20 protein-coding genes (1 of these 20 only partly in view) are annotated in these 22138 nt (G+C 66.7%); 5 read left to right on the top strand and 15 right to left on the bottom strand.

The genetic code is table 11. The features are described 5' to 3' along the window. From ROSELON_RS00050 to ROSELON_RS00115, 14 genes are all read right to left on the bottom strand, one after another. A protein-coding gene (locus tag ROSELON_RS00050; RefSeq protein WP_025310432.1) for an NADH-quinone oxidoreductase subunit N crosses the window boundary here: on the bottom strand, positions 1-678 show its 5' portion. 684 nt of this gene lie to the left of the window's left edge; 678 of the gene's 1362 nt are visible here — the first part of the coding sequence; it begins with the start codon at positions 676-678; its stop codon lies beyond the left edge, outside the window. Further along, positions 675-2132 carry a complex I subunit 4 family protein gene (locus ROSELON_RS00055; protein ID WP_025310433.1) on the bottom strand — a complete coding sequence of 486 codons (1458 nt, stop codon included), beginning with the start codon at positions 2130-2132 and terminating at the stop codon, positions 675-677. Before ROSELON_RS00055 ends, ROSELON_RS00050 begins: the two co-directional genes overlap by 4 nt. Continuing rightward, on the bottom strand, positions 2123-4075 hold the full coding sequence (locus ROSELON_RS00060; RefSeq protein WP_025310434.1) for an NADH-quinone oxidoreductase subunit 5 family protein: 1953 nt from the start codon (positions 4073-4075) through the stop codon (positions 2123-2125). The genes ROSELON_RS00055 and ROSELON_RS00060 overlap by 10 nt, the downstream gene beginning before the upstream one ends. A gap of 3 nt (positions 4076-4078) precedes the next feature. Next, on the bottom strand, positions 4079-4378 hold the full coding sequence (locus ROSELON_RS00065; protein WP_025310435.1) for an NADH-quinone oxidoreductase subunit NuoK: 300 nt from the start codon (positions 4376-4378) through the stop codon (positions 4079-4081). Then, a complete protein-coding gene (locus ROSELON_RS00070; RefSeq protein ID WP_025310436.1) occupies positions 4375-4893 on the bottom strand; it encodes an NADH-quinone oxidoreductase subunit J family protein in 519 nt (172 codons plus the stop codon). The genes ROSELON_RS00065 and ROSELON_RS00070 overlap by 4 nt, the downstream gene beginning before the upstream one ends. Continuing rightward, positions 4890-5405: an NADH-quinone oxidoreductase subunit NuoI gene (gene nuoI, locus ROSELON_RS00075; RefSeq protein WP_025310437.1), complete on the bottom strand. Its 516-nt coding sequence runs from the start codon at positions 5403-5405 to the stop codon at positions 4890-4892. The genes ROSELON_RS00070 and nuoI overlap by 4 nt, the downstream gene beginning before the upstream one ends. Then, complete coding sequence (gene nuoH / locus ROSELON_RS00080; protein WP_025310438.1) at positions 5402-6370, bottom strand: NADH-quinone oxidoreductase subunit NuoH; 969 nt, start codon at positions 6368-6370, stop codon at positions 5402-5404. Before nuoH ends, nuoI begins: the two co-directional genes overlap by 4 nt. After that, on the bottom strand, positions 6367-8973 hold the full coding sequence (gene nuoG, locus ROSELON_RS00085; RefSeq protein WP_038649977.1) for an NADH-quinone oxidoreductase subunit NuoG: 2607 nt from the start codon (positions 8971-8973) through the stop codon (positions 6367-6369). Before nuoG ends, nuoH begins: the two co-directional genes overlap by 4 nt. Next, positions 8970-10280 carry a complex I 51 kDa subunit family protein gene (locus ROSELON_RS00090; RefSeq protein WP_025310440.1) on the bottom strand — a complete coding sequence of 437 codons (1311 nt, stop codon included), beginning with the start codon at positions 10278-10280 and terminating at the stop codon, positions 8970-8972. Before ROSELON_RS00090 ends, nuoG begins: the two co-directional genes overlap by 4 nt. Next, positions 10277-10753, bottom strand: coding sequence for an NADH-quinone oxidoreductase subunit NuoE (gene nuoE / locus ROSELON_RS00095; RefSeq protein ID WP_025310441.1), 477 nt, complete (start codon positions 10751-10753; stop codon positions 10277-10279). Before nuoE ends, ROSELON_RS00090 begins: the two co-directional genes overlap by 4 nt. Beyond that, on the bottom strand, positions 10750-12507 hold the full coding sequence (gene nuoC / locus ROSELON_RS00100) for an NADH-quinone oxidoreductase subunit C/D (RefSeq protein WP_407059675.1): 1758 nt from the start codon (positions 12505-12507) through the stop codon (positions 10750-10752). The genes nuoE and nuoC overlap by 4 nt, the downstream gene beginning before the upstream one ends. A gap of 11 nt (positions 12508-12518) precedes the next feature. Beyond that, positions 12519-13118 (bottom strand): NADH-quinone oxidoreductase subunit B, encoded by a 600-nt coding sequence (locus ROSELON_RS00105; protein WP_025310443.1) that lies wholly within the window; start codon positions 13116-13118, stop codon positions 12519-12521. Continuing rightward, the gene (gene ndhC / locus ROSELON_RS00110; protein ID WP_025310444.1) at positions 13115-13528 is read right to left on the bottom strand and encodes an NADH-quinone oxidoreductase subunit A; all 414 of its coding nucleotides are present in this window, start codon (positions 13526-13528) and stop codon (positions 13115-13117) included. The genes ROSELON_RS00105 and ndhC overlap by 4 nt, the downstream gene beginning before the upstream one ends. Before the next feature lie 272 nt (positions 13529-13800). After that, positions 13801-14244 (bottom strand): RrF2 family transcriptional regulator, encoded by a 444-nt coding sequence (locus tag ROSELON_RS00115; RefSeq protein ID WP_038650565.1) that lies wholly within the window; start codon positions 14242-14244, stop codon positions 13801-13803. A gap of 108 nt (positions 14245-14352) precedes the next feature. Between ROSELON_RS00115 and cydD the strand changes: the two genes are divergently transcribed. From cydD to cydX, 5 genes are all read left to right on the top strand, one after another. Continuing rightward, a complete protein-coding gene (gene cydD / locus ROSELON_RS00120) occupies positions 14353-16047 on the top strand; it encodes a thiol reductant ABC exporter subunit CydD (RefSeq protein ID WP_025310445.1) in 1695 nt (564 codons plus the stop codon). Beyond that, a complete protein-coding gene (gene cydC, locus ROSELON_RS00125) occupies positions 16044-17696 on the top strand; it encodes a thiol reductant ABC exporter subunit CydC (RefSeq protein ID WP_025310446.1) in 1653 nt (550 codons plus the stop codon). Before cydD ends, cydC begins: the two co-directional genes overlap by 4 nt. A 119-nt stretch (positions 17697-17815) precedes the next feature. Beyond that, positions 17816-19441, top strand: a complete 1626-nt coding sequence (locus ROSELON_RS00130; protein WP_025310447.1) for a cytochrome ubiquinol oxidase subunit I — start codon at positions 17816-17818, stop codon at positions 19439-19441. 6 nt (positions 19442-19447) lie between these two features. Next, positions 19448-20611 carry a cytochrome d ubiquinol oxidase subunit II gene (gene cydB, locus ROSELON_RS00135; RefSeq protein ID WP_025310448.1) on the top strand — a complete coding sequence of 388 codons (1164 nt, stop codon included), beginning with the start codon at positions 19448-19450 and terminating at the stop codon, positions 20609-20611. 14 nt (positions 20612-20625) lie between these two features. Continuing rightward, positions 20626-20742, top strand: a complete 117-nt coding sequence (gene cydX, locus ROSELON_RS17180; RefSeq protein WP_051508322.1) for a cytochrome bd-I oxidase subunit CydX — start codon at positions 20626-20628, stop codon at positions 20740-20742. A gap of 66 nt (positions 20743-20808) precedes the next feature. On the opposite strand, the gene ROSELON_RS00140 is transcribed toward cydX, so the two are convergent. Continuing rightward, positions 20809-22125, bottom strand: coding sequence for an ABC1 kinase family protein (locus ROSELON_RS00140; RefSeq protein ID WP_025310449.1), 1317 nt, complete (start codon positions 22123-22125; stop codon positions 20809-20811). Between the last annotated feature and the right edge of the window lie 13 nt (positions 22126-22138).

Below are 22138 nucleotides of genomic sequence, written 5' to 3' on the forward strand. Positions count from 1 at the left end.
GGCAAGCGCCCCGACGGGCGCCGGCGCCCCCGCAAACAGATCCGGCGACCACATGTGAAACGGCACCAGCGCAAACTTGACCGACAGCCCCACCAGCAGGAACGCCAGACCGATGGCGGCGATGGGCCCCTCGACCGACCAGGCATCCAGTCTCAGGCTGCCCGACGCGCCAAAGCCAAAGGCCAGCCCCATCAGCACCGCCCCCGCCCCGATACCGGCGATCAGAAACAGCTTGTAGCCGGCTTCGACCGCAGCCTCGGTGCGCGGCATGAGCGCCAGTGCGACCATCGGCAAGGTCGTCAGCTCCAACCCCAGGAACAGGGTCGCCCCGTGATTGGCCGAGGCCAGTGCCACCCCGCCGGTTGCGGCAATCGCGACCAGGGCCGGACCCTCGCGGCCGGTGCAGATCGTCCGCGTGAAGCTGAGGGTGCCCAGACCGGCCGCCGCGGCCAGCAATGCGCCCAGCCGCGCCATGCCGTCATCCGCCAGCAGAACGCTCAGCGGCGCCTCGGGGGCATCGAGGCGAAACAGCAGGATCAAAACGGCCAGCGCCATCGGGACCGCCGCTGCAAGGCGCACGCGCGGTGTCGGCTGGACCGGGGCAAGCACCATCGCAAGGATGGCGGCAAACCCCAGCAGGACCAGCGGTGCGACCGACCAGATGGAGCCGTCTGTCATGGCGCACCTACCCCCAGCGGCAAGAGCGCCGCGTCAATGGCCGGGCGCAGCCAGCCGATCAGGACCTGCGGGAACAGGCCGAAGACGATCGTCCCTGCACCCAGCGCGATGATCGGCCAAAGCTCGTAGGGTTTGAGGTCATCGAACACGGCTGTCTCTGCCTTGGGTTTGCCAAAGACGATGGCCCCGATCAGGCGGGTGGCATAGACGACCGAGACGACCAGCGACACCAGCGCGATGGCGGCGAAGGCCCAGTTGACCTGGAACATGCCGGTGATGACCAGCGCCTCGCCAAGGAAGTTGGCGGTGCCGGGCATGGCCAGCGCCGCGGCGAAGAACACCGCGAACGAGGTCGCGAAGGCCGGCGCCGTTTTCTGCAGGCCGCCCAGTTCGCGCAGGTCACGGGTGCCGGTGCGATGCTGCAACGCCCCGATCAGCAGGAACAGCGCCGACGAGGAAAACGCGTGGGCGATCATCTCGACGCCTGCCCCGGCAAGGGCGAAATGCACGCCGCCGCACACCCCCATCAGCACGATGCTCATATGCGCAATCGAGGTGTAGGCGATCAGCCGCTTGGCATCGAATTGTCCGCAGGCCAGGATTGCGCCGTACACCACCCCGAATGCACCCAATGCCATGCCGTAGGGGGCCACGGCCATCAACCCGTCGGGAAACAAGAGCGGCGGGAAACGGAACAGACCGTAGGCCCCGGTTTTCAGCAACAGCCCCGCCAGCAGGATCGAACCCGCCGTGGGCGCCTGCGTATGCGCATCCGGCAGCCACGCGTGAAAGGGCGGCACAGGCAGCTTGACCATGAAGGCCAGCGCAAAACCCAGCAGCAGGATGACCTGCACCGGCGTCGAGTAGCCGGCCTCGGCCAGTTCGAAGGCGTCGAAGGTGATCTCGGGCGCGGTCGCCCCCATCCAGAACACGGCTGCCAAAAGGCCAAGGCCCGCCACCGCATTGAAGACGAGGAACTTCATCGCGGCGCTTTCCCGATTGCCATAGCCCCAAAGGCCGATCAGCAGGAAGGCGGGGATGATCATCAGTTCCCAGAAGAAGGCAAAGACCAGCAGGTCGAAAGACAGGAAAACCCCGTTCGCCGCGGCAACGGTCCAGCAGATCACCGCGTGATACAATGGCGAGCGGTGCGTCACCTCCCACGAGATGAAGACACACACGATCCCCAGGCCTGCCGAGATCGCCAGCATCGCCGCCGTCAGCCCGTCCATTGCCAGCAAGACCTGAATGCCGAAGGACGGCGCCCAGTCGGCCTGCACCATCTGCAGCCAGCGCCCGCTATCGCCGTTCAGCGAGATGAAGATCAGTATCAGCAGGGTCACCGCCATCACGGCGATGGTGCCCCAGCGTTCCATGTCCCGTCCGAACCGGGGCGCGAAGAGCACGGCCAACCCACCGAAAAAGGGCAGAAGAATCTGTAAGCTCAACCCCATGTCATTCCCCATCCCAAGATTACCAGAACACCCAGCCCCATCGCGAAGGCGAGCGCATAGTCACGCAGGCGGCCGCTTTGCAGCCGCCGCGTCCAAAGTCCCGCACGCCGCGCCTCGCGCGCGCCGCGCATGATCACCGTGTCGAACCGATCCGGCGTGAAGGGCGCGGTCACGACCCGCGCCAGCCACAGGCCGAAGACGACGGTGGCGGTGCCCACGGGGTCGCCCATGCCGCCCTCGCGCGCTTCGGGACCCTCGCCGATATGCTTGGCCAGTTTGCCGTCACGGCCCGAGAGAATCCGCACGACACGGCGATAGGGCCGCACCAGAAAGGCGTAGTAGATCGCGTCCACCTGCATGCCCGCCCGCAGGCGGCGGGCCCGCTTGATGCGCGCGTTCCAGGACGGGATGAAGGTGACGGCCACCGACCCCAGCAGGCCGACCAGCGCCGCGACGGCCCCCATCACCTCGATCCCGAGACCGGGATGCGGCTTGTGCCCGCCCATCAGGTGAACGATCGGCTCCACAAGGAACCCGCCCAGCACCGACAGCACCGCCAGGAAGATCAGAGGCGCCACGGCAAGCCAGCTTTCGTGACCCTTCGGCGTCTCATGCAGCGGTTTGCGCAGCGCGCAGAGCACCGGGCGATAGGCATAGACACCTGTCAGCGCGGCCCCGCCCAGGCCGACAAGCCACAGGAACTGACCGAAGGGGCCGGCCTCGATCGCGGCCCCGAGGATCGCCTCTTTCGACCACCAGCCCGCCGATATGATCGGAAAGCCCGCCAGCGCCATGGCCCCGATCGTGTAGGTCACAAAGGAAATCGGGGCGACATAGGCGGTGCCGCGCAGCTTCTCGATCGCGGTCGAGCCGCCGCCGGCATGCGACAGCACGCCCGCCGCCATGAACAGCAGCGATTTGAACAGGGCGTGGACGACGAAATGCGCCATCGCCACACCCGGCGCGCCCATGCCGACCGCCACCAGCATGTAGCCGATCTGGCTGATCGAGGAATAGGCAAGCAGGCGTTTGATATCGGTCTGCGCGATCGCGCAGAACGCGCCGAACAGGGCCGTGGCGACGCCCGCGATGGCGGTCGCGGCCGCAACCCCCGGTGTCGCCTCGATCAGCGGGGCGAAGCGGGCCAGCAACACCGCGCCCGCCGCCACCATCGTGGCCGAGTGCAACAGCGCCGACACGGGCGTCGGCCCGGCCATGGCGGTCGGCAGCCAGGTCTGGAACGGCAGCTGTGCCGATTTGCCCAGCGCGCCCACCAGCAACAGCACCGCGATGATGGCCGCGCGGCTCTCGTCGGCGGCCAGACCGGCCGGGATCAGTTCATCCATGCGCACCGAGGTCGCCTCGAGAAACAGCAGCAGAAGCCCCGCCAAGAGCGCCGCATCCGCGATGCGTGTCATGACGAAGGCTTTCTGACCGGCGGCGAAGGCGCGCGGCGAGGTCATGTTGTAGGAGATCAGGAAGAACGAGCAGAGGCCCATCAACTCCCACCCGAGGAAGAAGACGATGCTGTCTGCCGCCAGAACCATCGACAGCATCCCGGCCTGGAACAGGTTCATCAGCGCGAAGAAACGGCGCAAATCCGCGACGCGCGCGCCCGACATGTAATCGGCGGCATAGACCATCACGCAACTCGCCACGACCGTCACGGTGGTCGCGCCGATTGCGCTGAGCGGGTCGAGCTGCATGGCCAGCGCGACCTCGTATTGGCCGAAATTCAGCGTGAAGGCCGGTGCGATCATGTCGCCCACCGCCCCGTTGAAATAGGCAATGGCCAGCGGCAGGAACAGAAACAGCGGCGCGATGCCCGCCGCCAGCGACAGCGCCAGCACCGGGCGCCTGTCCATCCGGTAGGGATCGAGCGCCAGCAGCAGGAAACCGCCCAGCGGCGGCAGCGGCACGAGAAGGAGGAGATAGGCCAGCATCGTCTACCCCCGCAGCCGTGTCGCGGCATCGCTGTCGCCACCGGTGGCGCGCCGCATGTGCAGGTAGATCGCAAGGCCCAACGCCACCTCGGCAGCGGCCAAGCCCAGCACGAGGATGAACATCGCACTGCCCTCGATCGAGCCGTGATGCGCGCCCGCCGCGACAAAGGCCAGCGCCGGTCCGGCCAGCATCACCTCCAGCGAGATCAGCTGCATCAGGATGGTGCGCCGCGCGGCCACCCCGAACAGCCCCGCGAGGAAAATGCCCGTGGCCAGCACCAACAGGATATTGAGCGCGCTCATTCCGGCTCCCTTTCACGCAGGCGGGGGCCGAGGGCGCGGCCAAGGTGGCGGACGCCCAGCATCCCCGCGATGAGCAGCAACGTGATCAACTCGGTGACCGCGCTCCACTCGCCAAACAACAAAAGCCCAAGGTCTTCGGTCCGCACCGGGGCCGGGGCCCCATCGCCCATCTGCCCGCCGCCGATGCCGAACAGGATCGGCACCACCGACAGGCTGACGATGAAGGCGGGCCAGCGCCAGGCATGGCGCAGCATTTCGCGCTCGACCGCCATGGCCTTGTCCCCGGCATCGACCGTCATCACGACAAAGACGAACACGGCCACAACGGCCCCGGCATAGATCAACAGCTGGATCGCACCGGCGAAATTGGCCCCCATGGCAAAGAACCCCACCCCCAGCGAGATCAGCGCGGCCAGCAACAGCAGCAGCGCATGCACCGCCGAGGGGCGTGTCACCGCAAGAATGGCGGCCCCGAAGGCCACGGTTGCGGCCCAGATGGCGACGCCCCAGCTCATGGTGTCAGATCCTTCAGGTTGATCGGCGCGGCCTCGGTCTCGGCCGCGCCTTTCGGCTTGCCGTCGATGGCCTTGCCGGCCACCGACCAGTAGCGATAGCCCTCTTGCTTGCCCTGCCCCGCGATCAGCAGATCCTCCTTGTCGTGGATCAGCCCCGCGCGTGTGTAGTCGGCGGTTTCGAAATCGGGGGTCAGTTGAATGGCCTGCGTCGGACAGGCCTCTTCGCAATAGCCGCAGAAGATGCAGCGCGCGAAATTGATCCGGAAGGTTTCGGGATACCAGCGCCCATCCTCGGTCTCGGCCTTGACGACATCGATGCAATCGACCGGGCAGGCCACGGCGCACAGGTTGCAGGCTACGCAGCGTTCCTGCCCATCGGGATCGCGGGTCAGGACAATGCGCGCACGATACCGCGCCGGCAGGTCCGGTTTTTCCTCGGGATACTGGCGGGTGTATTTCTTGGTGACGAGCTTGCGCCCGACATTGACCAGACTGTCGAGTATACCCTTCATGCCGCACCTCCCCCCACGCCGGTTAGCGCCACGATCGCCCCGGTCAGAAGCAGGTTCACCAGGGCCAGGGGCAGCGCCCATTTCCACGCGAACCCGACCAGTTGGTCATAGCGCGGGCGCGGCAGGATCGCGCGGATCCAGATGAAGGCGAGCGCCAGCAGACCAACCTTGATCCCGAACCAGATCGGCCCCGGCAGGATCGGCCCCAGCCAGCCACCGAAAAACAGCGTCACGGCCAAGGCGGACACAAGGATGATCGCCAGGTATTCCCCGAGGAAGAACAGCGCGAAACTCATCCCGGAATATTCGGTCATGAACCCGGCCACGAGGTCCTGTTCGGATTCCTGCAGGTCAAAGGGCAGACGGTGCGCCGCCGCGATGCCGGCCAGAAGGAACAGGATGCAACCCAAGGGCTGGGTGACCACGAACCAGACGCCCTGCTGCGCCGCGACGATCTCGCCCAGGTTCAGCGACCCGGCCAGCATCACCACACCCATCAGGGACAGGCCGAAAAACGCCTCGTAAGACAGCATTTGCGCCGCCGCCCTGAGCCCGCCCAGAAGCGCGTATCGGTTGTGCGACGCCCAGGCCCCAAGGACCATCGCGTAAACGGTCAGCGCCAGCATGGCGAGGGCAAAGATCACGCCCATATCCAGCGCCGAGAGGGTCAGGCCAGGGCCGGCGGCCACCACGGCAAAACCCGCCAGGACCGGGATCGCCGCCAGCGCCGGGGCAAGGCGGAAGGTCACCGCGTCGCCACCCGGCGGCACCTCGTCTTCCTTGGTCAGCAGTTTGACCGTGTCGGCCACCCATTGCAGGAATCCAAAGGGTCCGACCCGGTTCGGCCCCAGACGTTCCTGGAAAAAGCCAAGGCCCCGCCGTTCGACCCAGGTAAAGACGCCCGCCGCGACCAGCAGCGCCATGATCAGCGCCAGGGAAAAAAGGATCGTGAGACCGGTGTTCATCCCTGCCTCCCGATCTTGACCGACCGTGCCAGTGCGCGGGGCGCGACACGCCCGACGGGCAGGCCGACATGGTGGCGCGGCATGTCATCCGAGATCGCGACCACCGCATCGACATGCACCCCATCCAGACTGACGGCCGTGCCCTCGCCCAGATGCAGGCGTTTGGCATCGTCGGGGTTCAGCACCACCCGCGCCTGCGGGCAGCGTTGCGAGAGATACTCGGCCTTGCGTCCGACCTCGTCCCCGGTGAAGGGGTCGTGCAGCGGCACCGGGATCATGGCCTTGTCGGGAAAGGCGCATTGCGGCGCGGCCTCGGGGCCGACGAACCCGGCCAGAACCGAAACGCCCGGGTCGCCATCGTCCAGCGACCCGCCATTGGCGTCGGTCAGGTAGGGGGCCGCCGAGGCCGAATGCAATCCCGGCACGTCATAGCCCGTGCGCAGCGCGGACGGGGCGTCGGCCCCGTGCGCACCCTCCATCGAAAAGGCCAGCGCGCTGTCGGGATCATCCTGCGGGGCGTTGCGGACGATGCCGCCGGCCTGATCATGCGCCGTGCGACCTGAAATCCGCCAGCCGGCCCGCGCGATCTTGCCCAGGGGCGTGCGCAGAATGGCGTTGGGTGCGGCGTCGCGCGCGGGGGCAAGATGCGGCAGGGCTGCGGCCAGTTCGGCCAGAACATCATCGAGGGTGCGCCAACCCGACAGCGTATCGGACAGGCTGGCCAGAACGCGCCAGGCCGCCTGCGGCGCGCCGGCATAGGCCGCGAAACGGCGCTGTGCGCGCCCCTCGTGGTTGACGACGGTACCGGCCGTTTCGGCCCAATCGGCCACCGGCATGGCGATGGTGGCCCGCCCGGTCATCGCGGTGACATGGCTGTCCAGCACCACAACCTCGGTCGCGGCGGCCAGCGCCCGCTCGACCAATGGCCCGTCGACCCGTTCGAACAGGTCGACCTCGGCGATCACGAGGGTCTCGGCCTTGCCGGCCTCGAGCGTCTCGACCGCGCCTTCGAGCCCGTCGACCCCCATCAGCGCCACACCCATCGAGTTCACCTCGGGCGGAAACAGGAACAGCTGCGCCGATCCCTCCAGCGCTTCGGCGATCGCGGCCAGCGCGTCCAGGACCTCGGGACGCCCCGTGCCGAGCCCGGCGATCAATGCCGGCGCCTTGGCCTGCCGCAAGGCGGTGGCGACGGCCTCGGCCTCGGGCGCGGCGGCCTCGCCCCGCAGGGCCGTTGCGATGGCATGGCCGAAGACGGCGACCTCGTCGGGGGCGCGGCGCAGCGGCCAGGCGGCGATCTCGTCCAGGGCATCAGGCAGCGTCGTGACCACCGCGATGGGCGATCTGCGACCCTCGCCCGCGACGCGCGCGGCGTTGTCCAGCCATTTGGGCACGCCCTTTTCCGCGGCCAGCGCGTCGGCGGCGTTGCGGGCCGTCTGCCGCAGGGACAGGGCCGCGCGCGGGGCCGTGCCGGTCAGGTCCTCGCCCAGGACCAGCGCGGCGTCGCAGTTTTCGAGCGATGTCAGCGATGGCGCGCCGTATTCCACCAGTAGCCCGGCCATGCGCGCCACGCTCTGCACCTCGATCCGCGACACGCCGGCAAAGACGTGATCCGGGCCGACAAGCTGGCGCAGGGCAAAGTTGGTTTCCAACGTGGCGCGGGGCGACGCGATGGCCACGGCCCCCCGGCCCAGCGCCGCCCGCGCCGCCTCGATCGCGGCCTCGGGCGTGGCCTCGGCCCCGGCGATGGTGGGGTTGCGCAGGCGCGTGCCCTCGGGCAGGTGCAGGGCCCCGAACCGGCCCCGGTCGCACAGGAAATGGCCGTTCACCGCACCATTGTAGCGGTTTTGCAGACGCCGCAGGCGGCCGCCGCGTTCGGCGGCGAAGATGTTGCACCCCACCGCGCATTGCGAACAGACCGATGGCGTCGCGGACATGTCCCATTTCCGCGCGTAATCCCGCGACCAGCCCTTGTCGTTGAACACGCCGGTCGGGCAGACCTCGGACAGGTTGCCGGCAAAGGGGCTGTCAAGCGGGCCATCCTCGTAGCGGCCGAAATAGACGCGGTCATGCGCGCCCATCACGTCGAGGTCCCGCCCACCCGCATATTGGCGATAGAACCGCGTGCAGCGATAGCACGCGATGCAGCGGTTCATCTCGTGGGTCAGCAACGGCCCGAGATCCTGGTTCTCATGGGTGCGCTTGGGTCCGTCATAGCGCCGCGCATGGTGGCCGGTGGCCACGGTCATGTCCTGCAGGTGACAGGCCCCACCCTCTTCGCAGACGGCACAATCATGCGGGTGGCTGCGCATGAGCCACTCGATCACATGGGCGCGCATTTCCTCGGCTTCCGCGTCGGCCACCTCGATGCGCTGCCCATCGGCCACGGGCGTCATGCAGGCCATCTCGATGGTGCCCTCGGCATCCTCGGGGCTGGTGTGAAGACGCACCGCACACAGACGGCACGCCCCGACCGACCCCAGCGCGTCATGCCAGCAGAAATGCGGAATCTCGACACCCTGATGGGTGCAGGCCGACAGGATGTCCTGGCCGTCCTCGACCTCGCGGATTTCCCCGTTCACTTCGATGCGGATGCGGCTCATGCAACGGCCCTCCCGTAATCGCGGGCGATGGGGCAACAGCCCTCGCGGACATGTGCCTCGAACAGGTCGCCGAAACGCGCAAGGCCGGTGCCGAGCGGGCTCATCGCGCCGCCCATCAGATCGCAGAAGGTGCGCCCGCGCGGGCCCGCGATCTCGACCGTGTCGCGCAGAACCTGAAGGTCTTCCATCCGACCCTCGCCGCGTTCCAGACGCGCCATGATCTGCGCCACCCAGGGCAGGCCATCGCGGCACGGCGTACACCAGCCACAGCTTTCGCGCGCATAGAACGCAATGTGCCGCGCGATCACGCCCACCGGGCAGGCGCTTTCGTCCAGCACGATCATCGTGCCGGTGCCGAACATCGACCCCGCCTTGGCCACATGCCCGAAATCGAGCGGGATATCGGCCTCGGCCGGCTCCAGAAAGCCGCTGGCCCCGCCCCCGGGCTGAAAACAGCGCAGCACTCCGGTGCCCGAGACCCCGCCGGCGCGCTCGATCAACTCGGCCGCGGTGGTGCCCATGGGCGCCTCGATGATTTGTGGCTTGTTCACTCGCCCCGAGACGCCGAACACCTTGGTGCCGCCCTCTTCGGTGCGCGACAGCGCGCGGAACCATTGCGCGCCATTGCCCACGATATGCGAGACGCAGGACACGGTTTCGACGTTGTTCACCGTCGTCGGACGCCCCCAAAGCCCCGATTGCGCGGGAAACGGCGGGCGCTTGCGCGGCACGGCGCGCTTGCCCTCCAGCGCCTCGATCAGGGCGGTTTCCTCGCCCACGATGTAGCGCCCCGCCGAGGGGTGGACCCACATCTTCACGTCAAAGCCCGAGCCGAGCACGTTCTTGCCCAGATACCCCGCCTTCTCGGCCTCGGCGATGGCGCGGGTCATGTTGGCGATGGCGTCGCGATAGGCGTCGCGGATCAACACGATGATCTCGGAGGAATAGGTGGCATAGGCCGCCAGGATCGCGCCCTCGATCAACTGGTGCGGCACGGCCTCCAGAAGGATGCGATCCTTGAAGGCGCCCGGCTCCATCTCGTCGCCATTGACGATGAAATAGGACGGGCCGTCGCCCGGCGCGTCGCCCGGTTTGGGCATGAAACGCCATTTGGTCGCCGCCGGAAAGCCCGCGCCGCCGCGCCCGTTCAGGTTGGCCGCCGCGACGGTGTCCAGCACCTCTTCTGGGGTCATCGTCTTGAGGCCGCGTTCGACCGCGTCGTAGCCGCCCAGCTTGCGCCATTCCTTCAGCGTGTGGGGGCGGCGATCGGGGCGCGCGCGTCCCGTCAGGGGTTGCTCTGCGCTCATTTCGCGTCCTCCCCCAGGATCTGGTCGATGGTGTCGGGCGTCAGCGGGCCGACCAGCTTGCGGTTGCGCCCGATCACACCGGCCGGCGCATGATCGCAGCCGCCGACGCAACAGATGTTGATCAGGGTGTATTTCCCGTCCGGCGTGGTCTGGCCGAAGCCGATGCCCAGCCGCTTCATCACCGCGTCGCGGACGTCCTCGGCCCCGTTCAGGTAGCACGACGCCCCATCGCACAGCAGGATCACCTTTTCGCCCACCGGCTGACGGAAGATCAGGCTGTAGAAGGTGGCGACATCCTCCATCTCGGCGGTGGTGACACCCAGGAGCGCCGCCGCCTCCTCGAGATGGGCATCGCAGACCCAGCCATGCTCTTGCTGGATCATGCGCAGACTCTCCAGCATCGCGGCACGGGGGCCGCCATGGTGCTCCATCGCCTCGGTGATGGCGGACCGCAATTTCTTGGAAAGGCTCATTTATCCACATCCGACATGACGTGATCGATCGACGCGAGGTAGATGACGAAATCGGCCACGGTCATGCCGGGCGCGACCTCGGGGATGGCTTGCAGGTTGGCGAAACTGGGCGTGCGTATGCGCGTGCGGTAGCTGCCGCCCTCGCCATCGGCGACGATGGAATATTGGGTAAAGCCGCGGGCGGACTCGATCTGGCCCGTCGCCTCGCCCACAGGTACGGGGGTGCCATAGGCCGTGCCGCTGAAATGGTGGATCAGCGTCTCGATATCATGCAGCGTCTTGGCACGCGGCGGCGGAAAGGCCAGCGGATGATCGGCCTTGATCGGCCCTTCGGGCATGAAATCAAGGCATTGACGGATGATCTTGAGGCTTTCGCGCATCTCCTGCGCTCGGACCCAGGTGCGCGCGTAGCAATCGCCCTCGGTCGCGGTCGGCACGTCGAACTCGTAGTTCTCGTAACCCGAATAGGGGCGCAGCTTGCGCATGTCCCACGGCAGGCCGGCGGCGCGGATATGCGGGCCGGTGACCGAGTATTTCAGGCAGGTCTCGACATCATAGGCGGCCACGCCCTGCGTGCGGATCCTGAACAGCTCGGAATTCATCGCCTGCCGCTCGTAATCATCCAGACGCGCGGGCATCCAGTCGAGGAACTCGCGCACCAGCGCGTCCCACCCGGTGGGCAGATCCATCGCCACGCCGCCGATGCGGAAAAACGCAGGGTGCATCCGTGCGCCGGTGATGGTTTCGATGACCTTGTAGGCTTTCTCGCGGTCAACGAACATGTAGAAGACCGGCGACATCGCGCCCGTATCCTGCGCCAGGGTGCCGTAGAACAACAGGTGCGAGGTGATGCGGAAGAACTCGGACAGCATCACGCGGATGCATTGCGCCCGCGCCGGAACCTCGATCCCGCAGAGCTTCTCGACGGCCATCAGATACGGCATTTCCGAGATGACGCCGCCCAGATAGTCGATCCGGTCGGTATAGGGGATGAAGCCATGCCATGTCTGGCGTTCGGCCATCTTTTCCGCGCCGCGGTGGTGATAGCCGATATCGGGGTAGGCCCAGACGATTTCCTCGCCATCGAGGCCCAGCATGATGCGGAACACCCCGTGGGTCGAGGGGTGATGCGGGCCAAAGTTCAGCACCATCAATTCGACGCCGTCGCGTTCGGTTGGCAGGCCCAGATCCTTGGGGTCGATCTCGTTCGCGGCCTCGGTCGCGGCGAAGCTTTCAGGCGTCATGCGAAAGGGCGGTACCTCGGTGGCGCGGGCGTGATGCGTCTTGCGCAGCGGATGCCCCTTCCAATCGGGCGGCATCAGGATACGGCGGTGACTGTCGCGCCCGTCGAAGCGAACGCCATACATGTCGAACGCTTCGCGCTCGTACCAGTCGACGCCCGGATAGACCCCGGTCAGCGTGGGGGCGCGCGGCACCTCGGCGTCGCAGGCGCATTTCAGACGGATATCGGCGTTGCGCTCGGGCGAGATCAGGTGACTGACCAGCGTGATCCCCGACGCCGGCTGCCCGGTCCGATGACGGCGCGCGGTTTCGTCGATGCCGTATAGCTCGGCCATCAGTGTAAAGGGCCGCTCGACGCCGTTGCGCAGGTAATCATGAACCGCGACCCACTGCGCCGGGGCGATCCACAAGACCGGAAAGGCGTCGGCGGTCGACTGTTCGGCGAGGATAGCATCGCCGAAGCGCGTGCGAAGGTCGGCCACCGGGTCAAGCGCGGCTTGCCCGTGCTGCAACGTCTCGGTGGTCATGGCGCCTCCGGATCGTCGAGGCGGGTGATGGACACGCGGTCGTGATGGTGCAGATCCTTGCGCGGGGCCGGATTGAAGGCGGCCGGCGCATCGCCCATGGTGATGCCCAGAGGGCGGCGCGATTGCCCCGCCTTTTGCTGCAGCAGGATCATGGCATCGAGCAATTGCTCGGGCCGCGGCGGACAGCCGGGGATGTAGACATCGACGGGCAGGAAACTGTCGACGCCCTGCACCACGGAATAGATGTCGTACATGCCGCCCGAATTGGCGCAGGCCCCCATCGAGATGACCCAGCGCGGCTCTCGCATCTGCTCGTACAGGCGTTTGAGCGGTGCCGCCATCTTGGTAAAGACCGTGCCCGAGACGATCAACAGATCGGCCTGACGCGGGGTGGCGCGAATGACCTCGGCCCCGAACCGCGCCTGGTCATAAACCGGCGTCAGAGCGGTCGCCATTTCCACGTAGCAACAGGACAGGCCGAAGTTGAAGGGCCACAGGCTGTTCTTGCGCGACCACGACACAAGATCGTCGAGCTTGGCGAAAAGCTGACCCTGGGCCATGGCGACGCCGGGCGGCAGGCTGGAACCTTCGGTCATGGCTGCTGCCCCCGTTTTGCCCCGCCCGCCGGACGGGCGCCGACATCGAGCGCGCCATCGAGCCAGAGATAGGCCAGCGCCACCAACAGCACGATGATGAACACACCCGCCGCCATCAGGCCCCCTGCCCCGGCCTGCGCGGCCGTCAGAGCCCAGGTGTAGAGAACCGCCGCCTCGAAATCGAAGATCACGAAGAACGCGGCGATCTGGAAATAGGCGGTGGGCACCGGCGCATTGGCCGCCGCGTCTGCGGGCGCGCCCGATTCATAGATGCCCCAGCGATCCTTGGGCACGCCGGGCGTGCGCAAAATCTTGGCCACACCGAGCACCGCCGCCACCGTCAGCATCGCGGCGACCACATGAATCGCAAGCGATGCCCGCGGATCGAGACCGAACCAAGCCTCTGTCACCTTGCGCTCCTTGACTGATTATTGGGGACCGGTGGGAAAGTATCCGTCCATCCGGCCAGAGTGTCAACTGTACTTGACACCCCGCGGCGCGCGCCACTTTGAGCCAGATCAAATCTAAATCATTCTTTTATCACGATATTTGTACACAAAGGTATACGCTTGATATAGCTTGTCAAAATTTGTATACAGGCCCATCACGCCTTGCGAAGACCGTGCCAGATCGCGTGCGCGACCCCGGGATCGGTCCGGTTCGCCCACCTCGCACGGCACGTTCAGACCGGCTCGTTGAGCGCAAGGATGCGGCCAAGGGCGGGATTGTCGTCGATCAAATCGGCCAGGGTCACACCGTCCAACGTCGCGTAAAAGGCCTCCAACGCGACCGAGATCGCCCCGTTCAGACGACAGCACGACGAGATCGGACAGGTATTGGCCGTGCGATCGAAGCATTCCGCAAACGGCACCCCGCTCTCCAACAGGCGAAAGACGCGGCCCACCGAGATCTCGGACGGGGCGAGACGCAGCGAGAAACCGCCGCTGCGCCCGCGCGTGGTGGTGAGGAAGCCCAGCTTTCCAAGTTGGTTGATCACAACGGCGACATGGGCCTCGGACGCGTGGGCGACCTCGGCAATGTCCTGCTTGCGCAAGGTCCGGCCCGGATTGACGGCGCAGGCCATCAAAACACGCATGGCCAGATTGGTTTTTGTCGTCAGGCGCATGCCGCCCCCTTTCCCGCTGGGTTTGTGCCCCATCGCATACAAAAATGATCTGCGACATTGATCCAGATCACATTTGCCCGACACAACAGTTTATAAAGCACAGTTGAAATGCGCCTTTTGAAACGACCCACCCCCGACCCCGCCAGCCGACGCCTGACCCAGGCCTTGGCCCCGCAAGCGCGTCGCATCACCAATGCCGCGCGGCTGACGACCGTTGCCGCCCTGCTCTGGCCGGTGATGGCGGCCGCCGTGGCGCTGGCCTTTGGCGCATTGGTCGCGGGCACGGCGACCCTGGCCACAATCCTGTCCGCGACGGCTGTCTTCGTCGCCGTCGGCGTCCTGCGCATGGGGCTGTCCTGGCGCGCGGCGGCGATGCTGGATCACGCGGCCGATGCGGTCCTGGCGACCGAGCGTGCGGCGCTCCTGGCGCGGCAAGAGCGCTTGTCGCCCCGGGCCGGGGGGCGCACCAATTCCGCCGCCGTGGCCGCGCTGCTGGTGGACAAGCTGCCCCACCTGCGCCCCCACATCATGCGCGCGCGGCCGGCGGCCATGCGGGCGGCGGTGGTGCCCCTGGCCTTGCTGATCCTCGCCCTGCCGCTGTCATGGGCGGTCGCATTGATCTTTCTGATCGCCGGCCCGCTCATCCCGGTCTTCATGGCGCTTGTGGGTCTGGCGGCCCGCGAAGCCAGCGAACGCCAGATGGACGAGATCGGCTCGCTCTCGGCGCTGCTGTCGGAACGTCTGGGCGCGCTTCTGGATATCCGGCTGCTCGACGCCCGCAGCCAGATGCTGTCGGATTTCGAAGAGCGCGCCGAAGGGTTGCGGGCGCGCACCATGGCGGTGCTGCGCGTGGCTTTTCTGTCCTCGACCGTGCTCGAACTTTTCTCGGCGCTCGGCGTGGCGATGGTGGCCGTCTTCGTGGGGTTCGCACTGTTGGGTGAAATCGGCTTTGGCGCGGGCGCGACACCGCTGACCCTGAGCCAGGGGGTATTCCTGCTGATGCTGGCGCCCGAGTTCTTCCAGCCCCTGCGAGACCTGGCCGCCGCATGGCATGACAAGGCCGCGGCCCTGGCCGTTGCCCGTGACCTGACCGAGATCGAGGCCGGCGACGAGGCCGAAATCCTCGGTGCGGGCGCCCCCGCCGATGCGCTGCCCGGCGCCGCGATCCGCATCGACGGCCTTGCGCTCGGGACCATGCGCTTCCCGGACCTCGAGATCGCCCCCGGGCAGTCCGTCGCCTTCACTGGCCCGTCGGGCAGCGGAAAATCGACGCTGATCGCCCTGATCGGTGGGCTTGTCGCGCCTGACGCCGGGCGCATCCGGATCGGGGACATCGAGCTTGACGCATCCAGCGCCGATGCATGGCGCGCTCAAGTCGCCTGGGTGCCGCAGGCCCCGCATTTCCACCCCGGACCGCTGCGCGATACGCTGACCCTCGGGCTGCCCGACACGGATGCCGATGCCATCGCGCGGGGCCTCGCCCTCGCCTCGGCCAGCGACATCGTCGCGCGGTTGCCGCAAGGTCTGGACACCCCCCTGGGCGAAAGCGGAACGGGCGTTTCCGGCGGTGAGGCGCGGCGCCTGATGATCGCCCGCGCCGCCCTGTCCGGCAGGCCGGTCATCCTGGCCGATGAACCGACGGCCGACCTCGATCGCGACACCGCGTCCGAGATCATCACGGCACTGTGCAGCCTGTCCGCGGGCGGGGCGACCGTGATCGTGGCCACCCATGACCCGACCCTCGCCGCGGCAATGACGCGCCACATCGCCCTGGCCCCCGATCTGGCGGAGAGTGCTGCATGAACCCGTTGATCAAACTGTTCCTGCTGCTCTGGCGGGAAGAGCGCGCGGCCCTGTCGCGGGGGCTGCTTTTGTCCGTGGCCGTTCTGGTGGCGGGCGGGGCCTTGCTGGGCCTGTCGGGCTGGTTCATCGTGGCCGCCGGCGCAGCCGGGATCGCGGGGATCGGCATCGCATTCGACGTGTTCCGACCCTCGGCCGGGGTCCGGTTTCTTGCGCTCGGGCGCACCGCCGCGCGCTATGGTGAGCGCCTTTTGACCCATGACGCGACCCTGCGGGCGCTGGCGCGGCTGCGCGTTCGTCTGCTGGACCGGCTGTCGGGGCGCGATGCACAGATCCTGTCCAGCCTGCGCAGTTCCGAGGCGTTGAACCGTCTGACCGCCGATGTCGATGCCCTCGATGGCATCGCGATCCGCCTTGCTTTTCCCATCGCGGCCGGGGCGGTCACGCTGTCCCTGGCCTTTGCGATGCTCGCCTGGCTTGTGACCCCGCTGGTCGCCACGCTCGTCACGGCACCGCTTGCGCTGGGGGCGGCGGCCGTTCTGCTGCTGACGGGCCGGGCCGGGATCGCGCCGGCCGCGCGCGCCGAAGCGGCGCGGCAGGCCTTTCGCAGCCGGACCATCGACCATTTGCGGGGCCGCACGGCGCTGGCCTTTGCCGGTGCCTTGCCCGTCTCGCGCGCGGCAGCGTTGCGCTCCGAGGTCGACGTGCGACAGGCCGAGCGCCATCTTGCACGGCTCGATCGCCGGGCCGAGGCGGTGGCGTCCTCGGCAGGGTTGACCGCGGCGGCTGGCGCCATGGCCATTGGCGGGGCCCTGGCCCTGGCCGGCACCATCACCCCGGCCGTCGCGGCGATCGGCGTCTTTGCCGCCCTCGCCCTGACCGAGGTTCTGGCCCCCCTGCAACGCGGCGTGGCCGAGATCGGGCGGATGCGCGATGCGGCCGGGCGCGTCATGCCGCTCCTGGAGCAGGATCCGCGCGCCCCGTCGCCCGCGCAGGCCGCACGGCAAAGCGAGCCTGGCCCCGCCCTGCAGGCCCATGACCTGACCGTCGCCCCACCGGGCAGTCAGATCGCGCTGCTGCCGCCCCTAACGTTCAGCGTCGCCGCCGGTGAAACCGTCGCGCTGACGGGGCGGTCGGGGCGCGGGAAATCGACCTTGCTGGCGGCCTTGTCGGGTCTGTCGCGCCCGCTTTCGGGCGACATCCTGCTGTCCGGGCAGCCCATAGACAGGCATGACGAAACCGAGTTGCGCCGCAAGCTGGGCTACCTTCCGCAACGCAGCGCCCTGATTTCCGGCACGATCCGCGAAAACCTGGCCCTGGCAGCCCCGGCGGCATCGGATGACGACATGACCGCCCTTCTCGAGGCGCTTGGCCTCTGGCCGGTCGTGGCGCGTGACGGTGGGTTGGACATGCGCCTGGGCGAGGCGGGCAGCGGCCTGTCCGGCGGTGAGACCCGTCGCCTGACGCTCGCCCGCGTGGCGCTGCGCCGCCCGGATGTTCTTCTTCTGGATGAGCCGACCGAAGGCCTCGAGGCGGGCATGTCGGCCTGGGTTCTGGCCGCGATCAGACATCAATTGCCAAGCGCCGCTATCCTTATCGCAACGCACCGACAGGCTGATATTCAAGCCTGCGACAAATCGTTGTCGATTTAAACTATATCCATTCTATACTTTTTTGATCTGCATCAAAGTGGACCATCGCATACCGCGCAAGAACCACCCTCGGAACGCGGAGGGATTCTCCTCTCGCGCGAGTCTGAGGAGACGGAGACATGGAGCTCGATGTTGTCGAGTTGTCGCGGCTGCAATTCGCGATGACAGCAATGTATCACTTCCTCTTCGTGCCGCTCACGCTTGGTCTGTCGATCATCGTGGCGATCATGGAGACGGTCTATGTGATGACCAACCGCCCCATCTGGCGGCAAATGACGAAGTTCTGGGGCACGCTGTTCGGCATCAACTTCGTATTGGGCGTGGCCACCGGCATCACGATGGAATTCCAGTTCGGCATGAACTGGTCCTACTACTCGCATTACGTCGGTGACATCTTCGGCGCGCCGCTGGCCATCGAGGGCCTGATGGCCTTCTTCATGGAGGCCACGTTCGTCGGTCTGATGTTCTTTGGCTGGGACAAGCTCAGCAAGGTCAGCCACCTGGTTGTCACCTGGCTGGTCGCCATCGGCTCGAACCTGTCGGCGCTGTGGATCCTGATCGCCAATGGCTGGATGCAGAACCCCGTCGGGGCCGAGTTCAACCCGATCACCATGCGGATGGAGATGACCTCGTTCTTCGAGGTGCTGTTCAACGAGGTGGCCCAGGCCAAGTTCGTGCACACCGTTTCCGCCGGCTACGTCACCGCCGCCGTCTTCGTGATCGGTGTGTCGTCCTGGTACATGCTCAAGGGGCGTCACCTGGACCTCGCGCGCCGCTCGATCGCGGTGGCCTCGTCCTTCGGTCTGGCCTCGGCCCTGTCGGTCGTGGTTCTGGGCGACGAGTCGGGCTATTCGGCCACGCATTCGCAGCAGATGAAACTCGCCGCGATCGAGGCCATGTGGCACACCGAGGAAGCGCCCGCGCATTTCACCCTTGTCGGCATTCCCGACCAGGACGAGCGCGAGACCCACTTCGCCGTCCATATTCCCTGGGCCATGGGGTTGATCGGCACCCGGTCGCTCGATGACGAGATCCCGGGCATCGACGAGCTGGAGGCGCGCGCCAACGATCGCATCCGCTCGGGCATCATCGCCTATGATGCGCTGGAAACGATCCGTGCCGATCGCGAAAACGTCGATCCCGCGGTGATGGCAACGTTCGAGGAACACTCGGCCGATCTGGGCTTTGCCTTCCTGCTGCTGCGCTACGTCGAGAACCCGCGCGATGCGACGGACGAACAGATCGCGATGGCCGCCGAAGACACCATTCCCGGCGTCCTGCCCCTGTTCTGGGCCTTCCGGATCATGGTCGGGCTTGGCTTCGCCTTCATCGGCATGATGGCCTATTTCTTCTACCGCGCGTCCTTCAGGGGCATGCAATTCCCGCGTTGGGCCCTGTGGGGGGCGGTCGTCGTCATCCCGACCCCGTGGATCGCGGCGGAAATGGGCTGGTTCGTGGCCGAATACGGACGCCAGCCCTGGACGGTGGACGGCATTCTGCCGACCGCGATGTCGGTCAGCCACCTGGGCGCGACCGAATTGCTGATCACGCTGGCCGGGTTCATGCTGTTCTACTCGATCCTGTTCGTGGTCGAGGTCGGGCTGATGGTGAAATACATCCGCAAGGGTCCCTACCTCGACGTCGAGGAAACGGATGCCTGGATGGCCCGTCACGAGCATCGCCTGCGCACCCATGACGGCAAGGTTCCCGGTGTCACCGGCCCTGCTGCAACCCCCGCGGAGTAAAAGACAATGATCCTTCATGAACTCATCAGCTATGATGTGCTGCGGGTCATCTGGTGGGCGCTGCTTGGCGTCCTCCTGATCGGCTTCGCGCTGACAGACGGTTTCGACATGGGGGTGGGCGCGCTCCTCCCCTTTGTCGGGAAAACCGACACCGAGCGCCGCATGGCGATCAACACCGTGGGGCCCGTCTGGGAAGGCAACCAGGTCTGGTTCATCCTGGGCGGCGGCGCCATCTTCGCCGCATGGCCGCCGCTCTACGCGGTCAGTTTCTCGGGCTTCTACCTTGCGATGTTCGTCGTGCTTGCGGCCTTTATCGTGCGGCCCGTGGCGTTCAAGTACCGCTCCAAGCGCGCCTCGCAGACCTGGCGCAACACCTGGGACTGGGCGCTGTTCGCCGGGGGCGCCGTGCCCGCGCTGATCTTCGGCGTAGCGGTCGGCAACGTGCTGCAAGGCGCGCCCTTCCACCTGACCGAGACGCTGTATCCGATGTATGACGGCGCGTTCTATTCCAAGTTCCTTGGGCTGCTGAACCCGTTCGCCCTGCTGGTCGGGGTCGTCTCGCTGGCGATGTTGCTGACCCATGGGGCGGCCTGGCTGGTCCTGAAATCCGAAGGCAACGTCGCCCAGCGCGCCCGCAACATCGGTTTCGTCACCGGCCTGATCACGCTGGCGGGCTTTGCGCTCTCGGGTGTCTGGCTGGCCATGGGCATCCAAGGGTATGCGCTGGCCTCCGAGGTTGTCGCCAACGGCCCCTCGAACCCGCTGCACAGCGAAGTGGTGCGCACCAACAGCTGGCTGTCGGCCTATTCGGAGCGTCCGTGGATCATCATCGCCCCGATCTTCGGCTTCCTCGGCACCGCGCTGGCCGTGCGCGGGCTGCGCGCAGGCTCCGAGGTCGGCACGCTGCTATGGTCGAAACTGGGCATCTTCGGCATGATCTCGACCGTGGGTCTGACAATGTTCCCCTTTATCCTGCCCTCGACGGTCGATCCGAACTCGTCGCTGACGGTCTGGGACAGCTCGTCCAGCCACCTCACGCTGTTCATCATGCTGATCGTGACCCTGATCTTCATGCCGCTGATCCTGGCCTACACGTCCTGGGTCTACAAAGTGCTGTGGGGCAAGGTCACCGAGGCCGATGTCACCGCCAACAGCGACACCGTTTACTGAAGGAGACACAAGAGATGTGGTATTTTGCCTGGCTTCTCGGCCTTCCCCTCGCCGCCCTCATCGCCGTGGTCAACGCGATGTGGCTGGAGATGAAAGAGGATCAGGTTCTCGCCGAAGAGAACGACCTCTGACACGACAGCTTCGAGTCCCTTCGAAGTCGGACTGGGCCGCACCCGAAAGGGTCGCGGCCCTTTTTTCTACATGTAGCGGGACATCAAGGCCGGCAGGTCGACGCGCGCGCCGATGCGCGTGCCCAACAGGTAGAGGCCGCCCATCTTGCGTTGCAGAAACAGCGTTTCCGCCGGCGGGATGTGCCACAACTCGCGCTCGGTCCCGATCTCCATGCCGCGGCGGCGCATCTTGTCGGCCAGGTCGTTGCCCTCGAACTCGAACGGAGCCGACATCGAGTCGAACCCGATCTCGGCCATGTCGAGAATGGTGTCCCGATGGTGATCCGCGAGATCGGGCTTGATGAAGTTCAACCGCTCCAGCGCCGTCATCGTCGCGTTACGATCACGATGGACACCCGCGATCATCAGATCGCGGTGGCCCTCGGCCACCTCGGCCGAGATCTCGCGGCTGGCGCCGAAATCCAGCAGCACCACCTGCCCGGTCTCGGGGCGCCAACGGTAATTGGCGAAATTGGGATCGGTCTGCATCAGGCGGAACTCGAAAAGCTCCCGCAAGGTCAGCTCGATCAGGGCCGAGATGACGTGATCGCGCATCGGCTTGGGCGCATGGGCGAGGGTTTCGATCGGCTCGGCCGCCTCGAAGGACATCGCCAATGCATCGGGCCCCGACAGGTCGGGGCGATGCGCGGGTACCGCGAAGCGATCATCATCGGTCAGCAGCGCCCGGAACCGCGCGAGGTAATACCCCTCGCGATCGTAATCGGCCTCCTCGTGCAACTGGCGCCGTGCCTCGGCCAGCAGCGGGCCCATATCCAACCCCTCCGGCATCAGGCCGGACCATCGGATCAGCGCCGCGACATTGTCCAGGTCGCTGTCGATGGCATCGCGCACGCCGGGGTATTGCAACTTGATCGCCAGCGATTGCCCATCGGCGGCGGTGGCGCGGTGGACCTGCCCGATCGAGGCCGCGGCCAGGGGCGTGGTGTCGAACCCCCGAAACTTGCGCCGGAACTGGGCGCCATAGGCAGTTTCGAGAACGGTCTTGAGCTGCTTGGGCGGCATGAAATGCGCATCCTGGCGCAGCCGCGCGAGAATATCGGCCAATTCCGGCGGCAGCATGTCGCCGGTTTCCATCGACAAAAGCTGCCCCATCTTCATGGCCGCGCCGCGCATATCGGCCAGTTTGTCCGCGACGCGTGTCAGGTTGCCGGGCGTCAGCAACAGCTTGTCCAGACGCGGGCGTTCGCCCCGCACAAGGGCGCGGGCCCCGCCGACGGCGACGCCGCCCGCCAACCCCGTTGCCAATCCCCCCATGCGTCCCATACGCGCCAGACGCGAGGACGGCACGGCGCGCGAGCGCGACACAGCTTTTTCCGAAGACATTGCAGATCCAATC

The organism is Roseibacterium elongatum DSM 19469, from assembly GCF_000590925.1.
GTDB lineage: Bacteria > Pseudomonadota > Alphaproteobacteria > Rhodobacterales > Rhodobacteraceae > Roseibacterium > Roseibacterium elongatum.

What these genes read in the sequence shown, in the direction of transcription:
- nuoI (WP_025310437.1), bottom strand. Translation starts at nt 5,405, where the DNA reads ATGAAGGGTATACTCGACAGTCTGGTCAATGTCGGGCGCAAGCTCGTC.
- ROSELON_RS00070 (WP_025310436.1), bottom strand. Translation starts at nt 4,893, where the DNA reads ATGAGCTGGGGCGTCGCCATCTGGGCCGCAACCGTGGCCTTCGGGGCC.
- ROSELON_RS00130 (WP_025310447.1), top strand. Translation starts at nt 17,816, where the DNA reads ATGGAGCTCGATGTTGTCGAGTTGTCGCGGCTGCAATTCGCGATGACA.
- nuoG (WP_038649977.1), bottom strand. Translation starts at nt 8,973, where the DNA reads ATGAGCCGCATCCGCATCGAAGTGAACGGGGAAATCCGCGAGGTCGAG.
- ROSELON_RS00140 (WP_025310449.1), bottom strand. Translation starts at nt 22,125, where the DNA reads ATGTCTTCGGAAAAAGCTGTGTCGCGCTCGCGCGCCGTGCCGTCCTCG.
- cydC (WP_025310446.1), top strand. Translation starts at nt 16,044, where the DNA reads ATGAACCCGTTGATCAAACTGTTCCTGCTGCTCTGGCGGGAAGAGCGC.
- cydD (WP_025310445.1), top strand. Translation starts at nt 14,353, where the DNA reads ATGCGCCTTTTGAAACGACCCACCCCCGACCCCGCCAGCCGACGCCTG.
- cydX (WP_051508322.1), top strand. Translation starts at nt 20,626, where the DNA reads ATGTGGTATTTTGCCTGGCTTCTCGGCCTTCCCCTCGCCGCCCTCATC.
- ROSELON_RS00055 (WP_025310433.1), bottom strand. Translation starts at nt 2,132, where the DNA reads ATGGGGTTGAGCTTACAGATTCTTCTGCCCTTTTTCGGTGGGTTGGCC.
- nuoH (WP_025310438.1), bottom strand. Translation starts at nt 6,370, where the DNA reads ATGAACACCGGTCTCACGATCCTTTTTTCCCTGGCGCTGATCATGGCG.
- cydB (WP_025310448.1), top strand. Translation starts at nt 19,448, where the DNA reads ATGATCCTTCATGAACTCATCAGCTATGATGTGCTGCGGGTCATCTGG.
- ROSELON_RS00105 (WP_025310443.1), bottom strand. Translation starts at nt 13,118, where the DNA reads ATGACCGAAGGTTCCAGCCTGCCGCCCGGCGTCGCCATGGCCCAGGGT.
- ROSELON_RS00115 (WP_038650565.1), bottom strand. Translation starts at nt 14,244, where the DNA reads ATGCGCCTGACGACAAAAACCAATCTGGCCATGCGTGTTTTGATGGCC.
- ROSELON_RS00090 (WP_025310440.1), bottom strand. Translation starts at nt 10,280, where the DNA reads ATGAGCGCAGAGCAACCCCTGACGGGACGCGCGCGCCCCGATCGCCGC.
- ROSELON_RS00060 (WP_025310434.1), bottom strand. Translation starts at nt 4,075, where the DNA reads ATGCTGGCCTATCTCCTCCTTCTCGTGCCGCTGCCGCCGCTGGGCGGT.
- ROSELON_RS00065 (WP_025310435.1), bottom strand. Translation starts at nt 4,378, where the DNA reads ATGAGCGCGCTCAATATCCTGTTGGTGCTGGCCACGGGCATTTTCCTC.
- nuoE (WP_025310441.1), bottom strand. Translation starts at nt 10,753, where the DNA reads ATGAGCCTTTCCAAGAAATTGCGGTCCGCCATCACCGAGGCGATGGAG.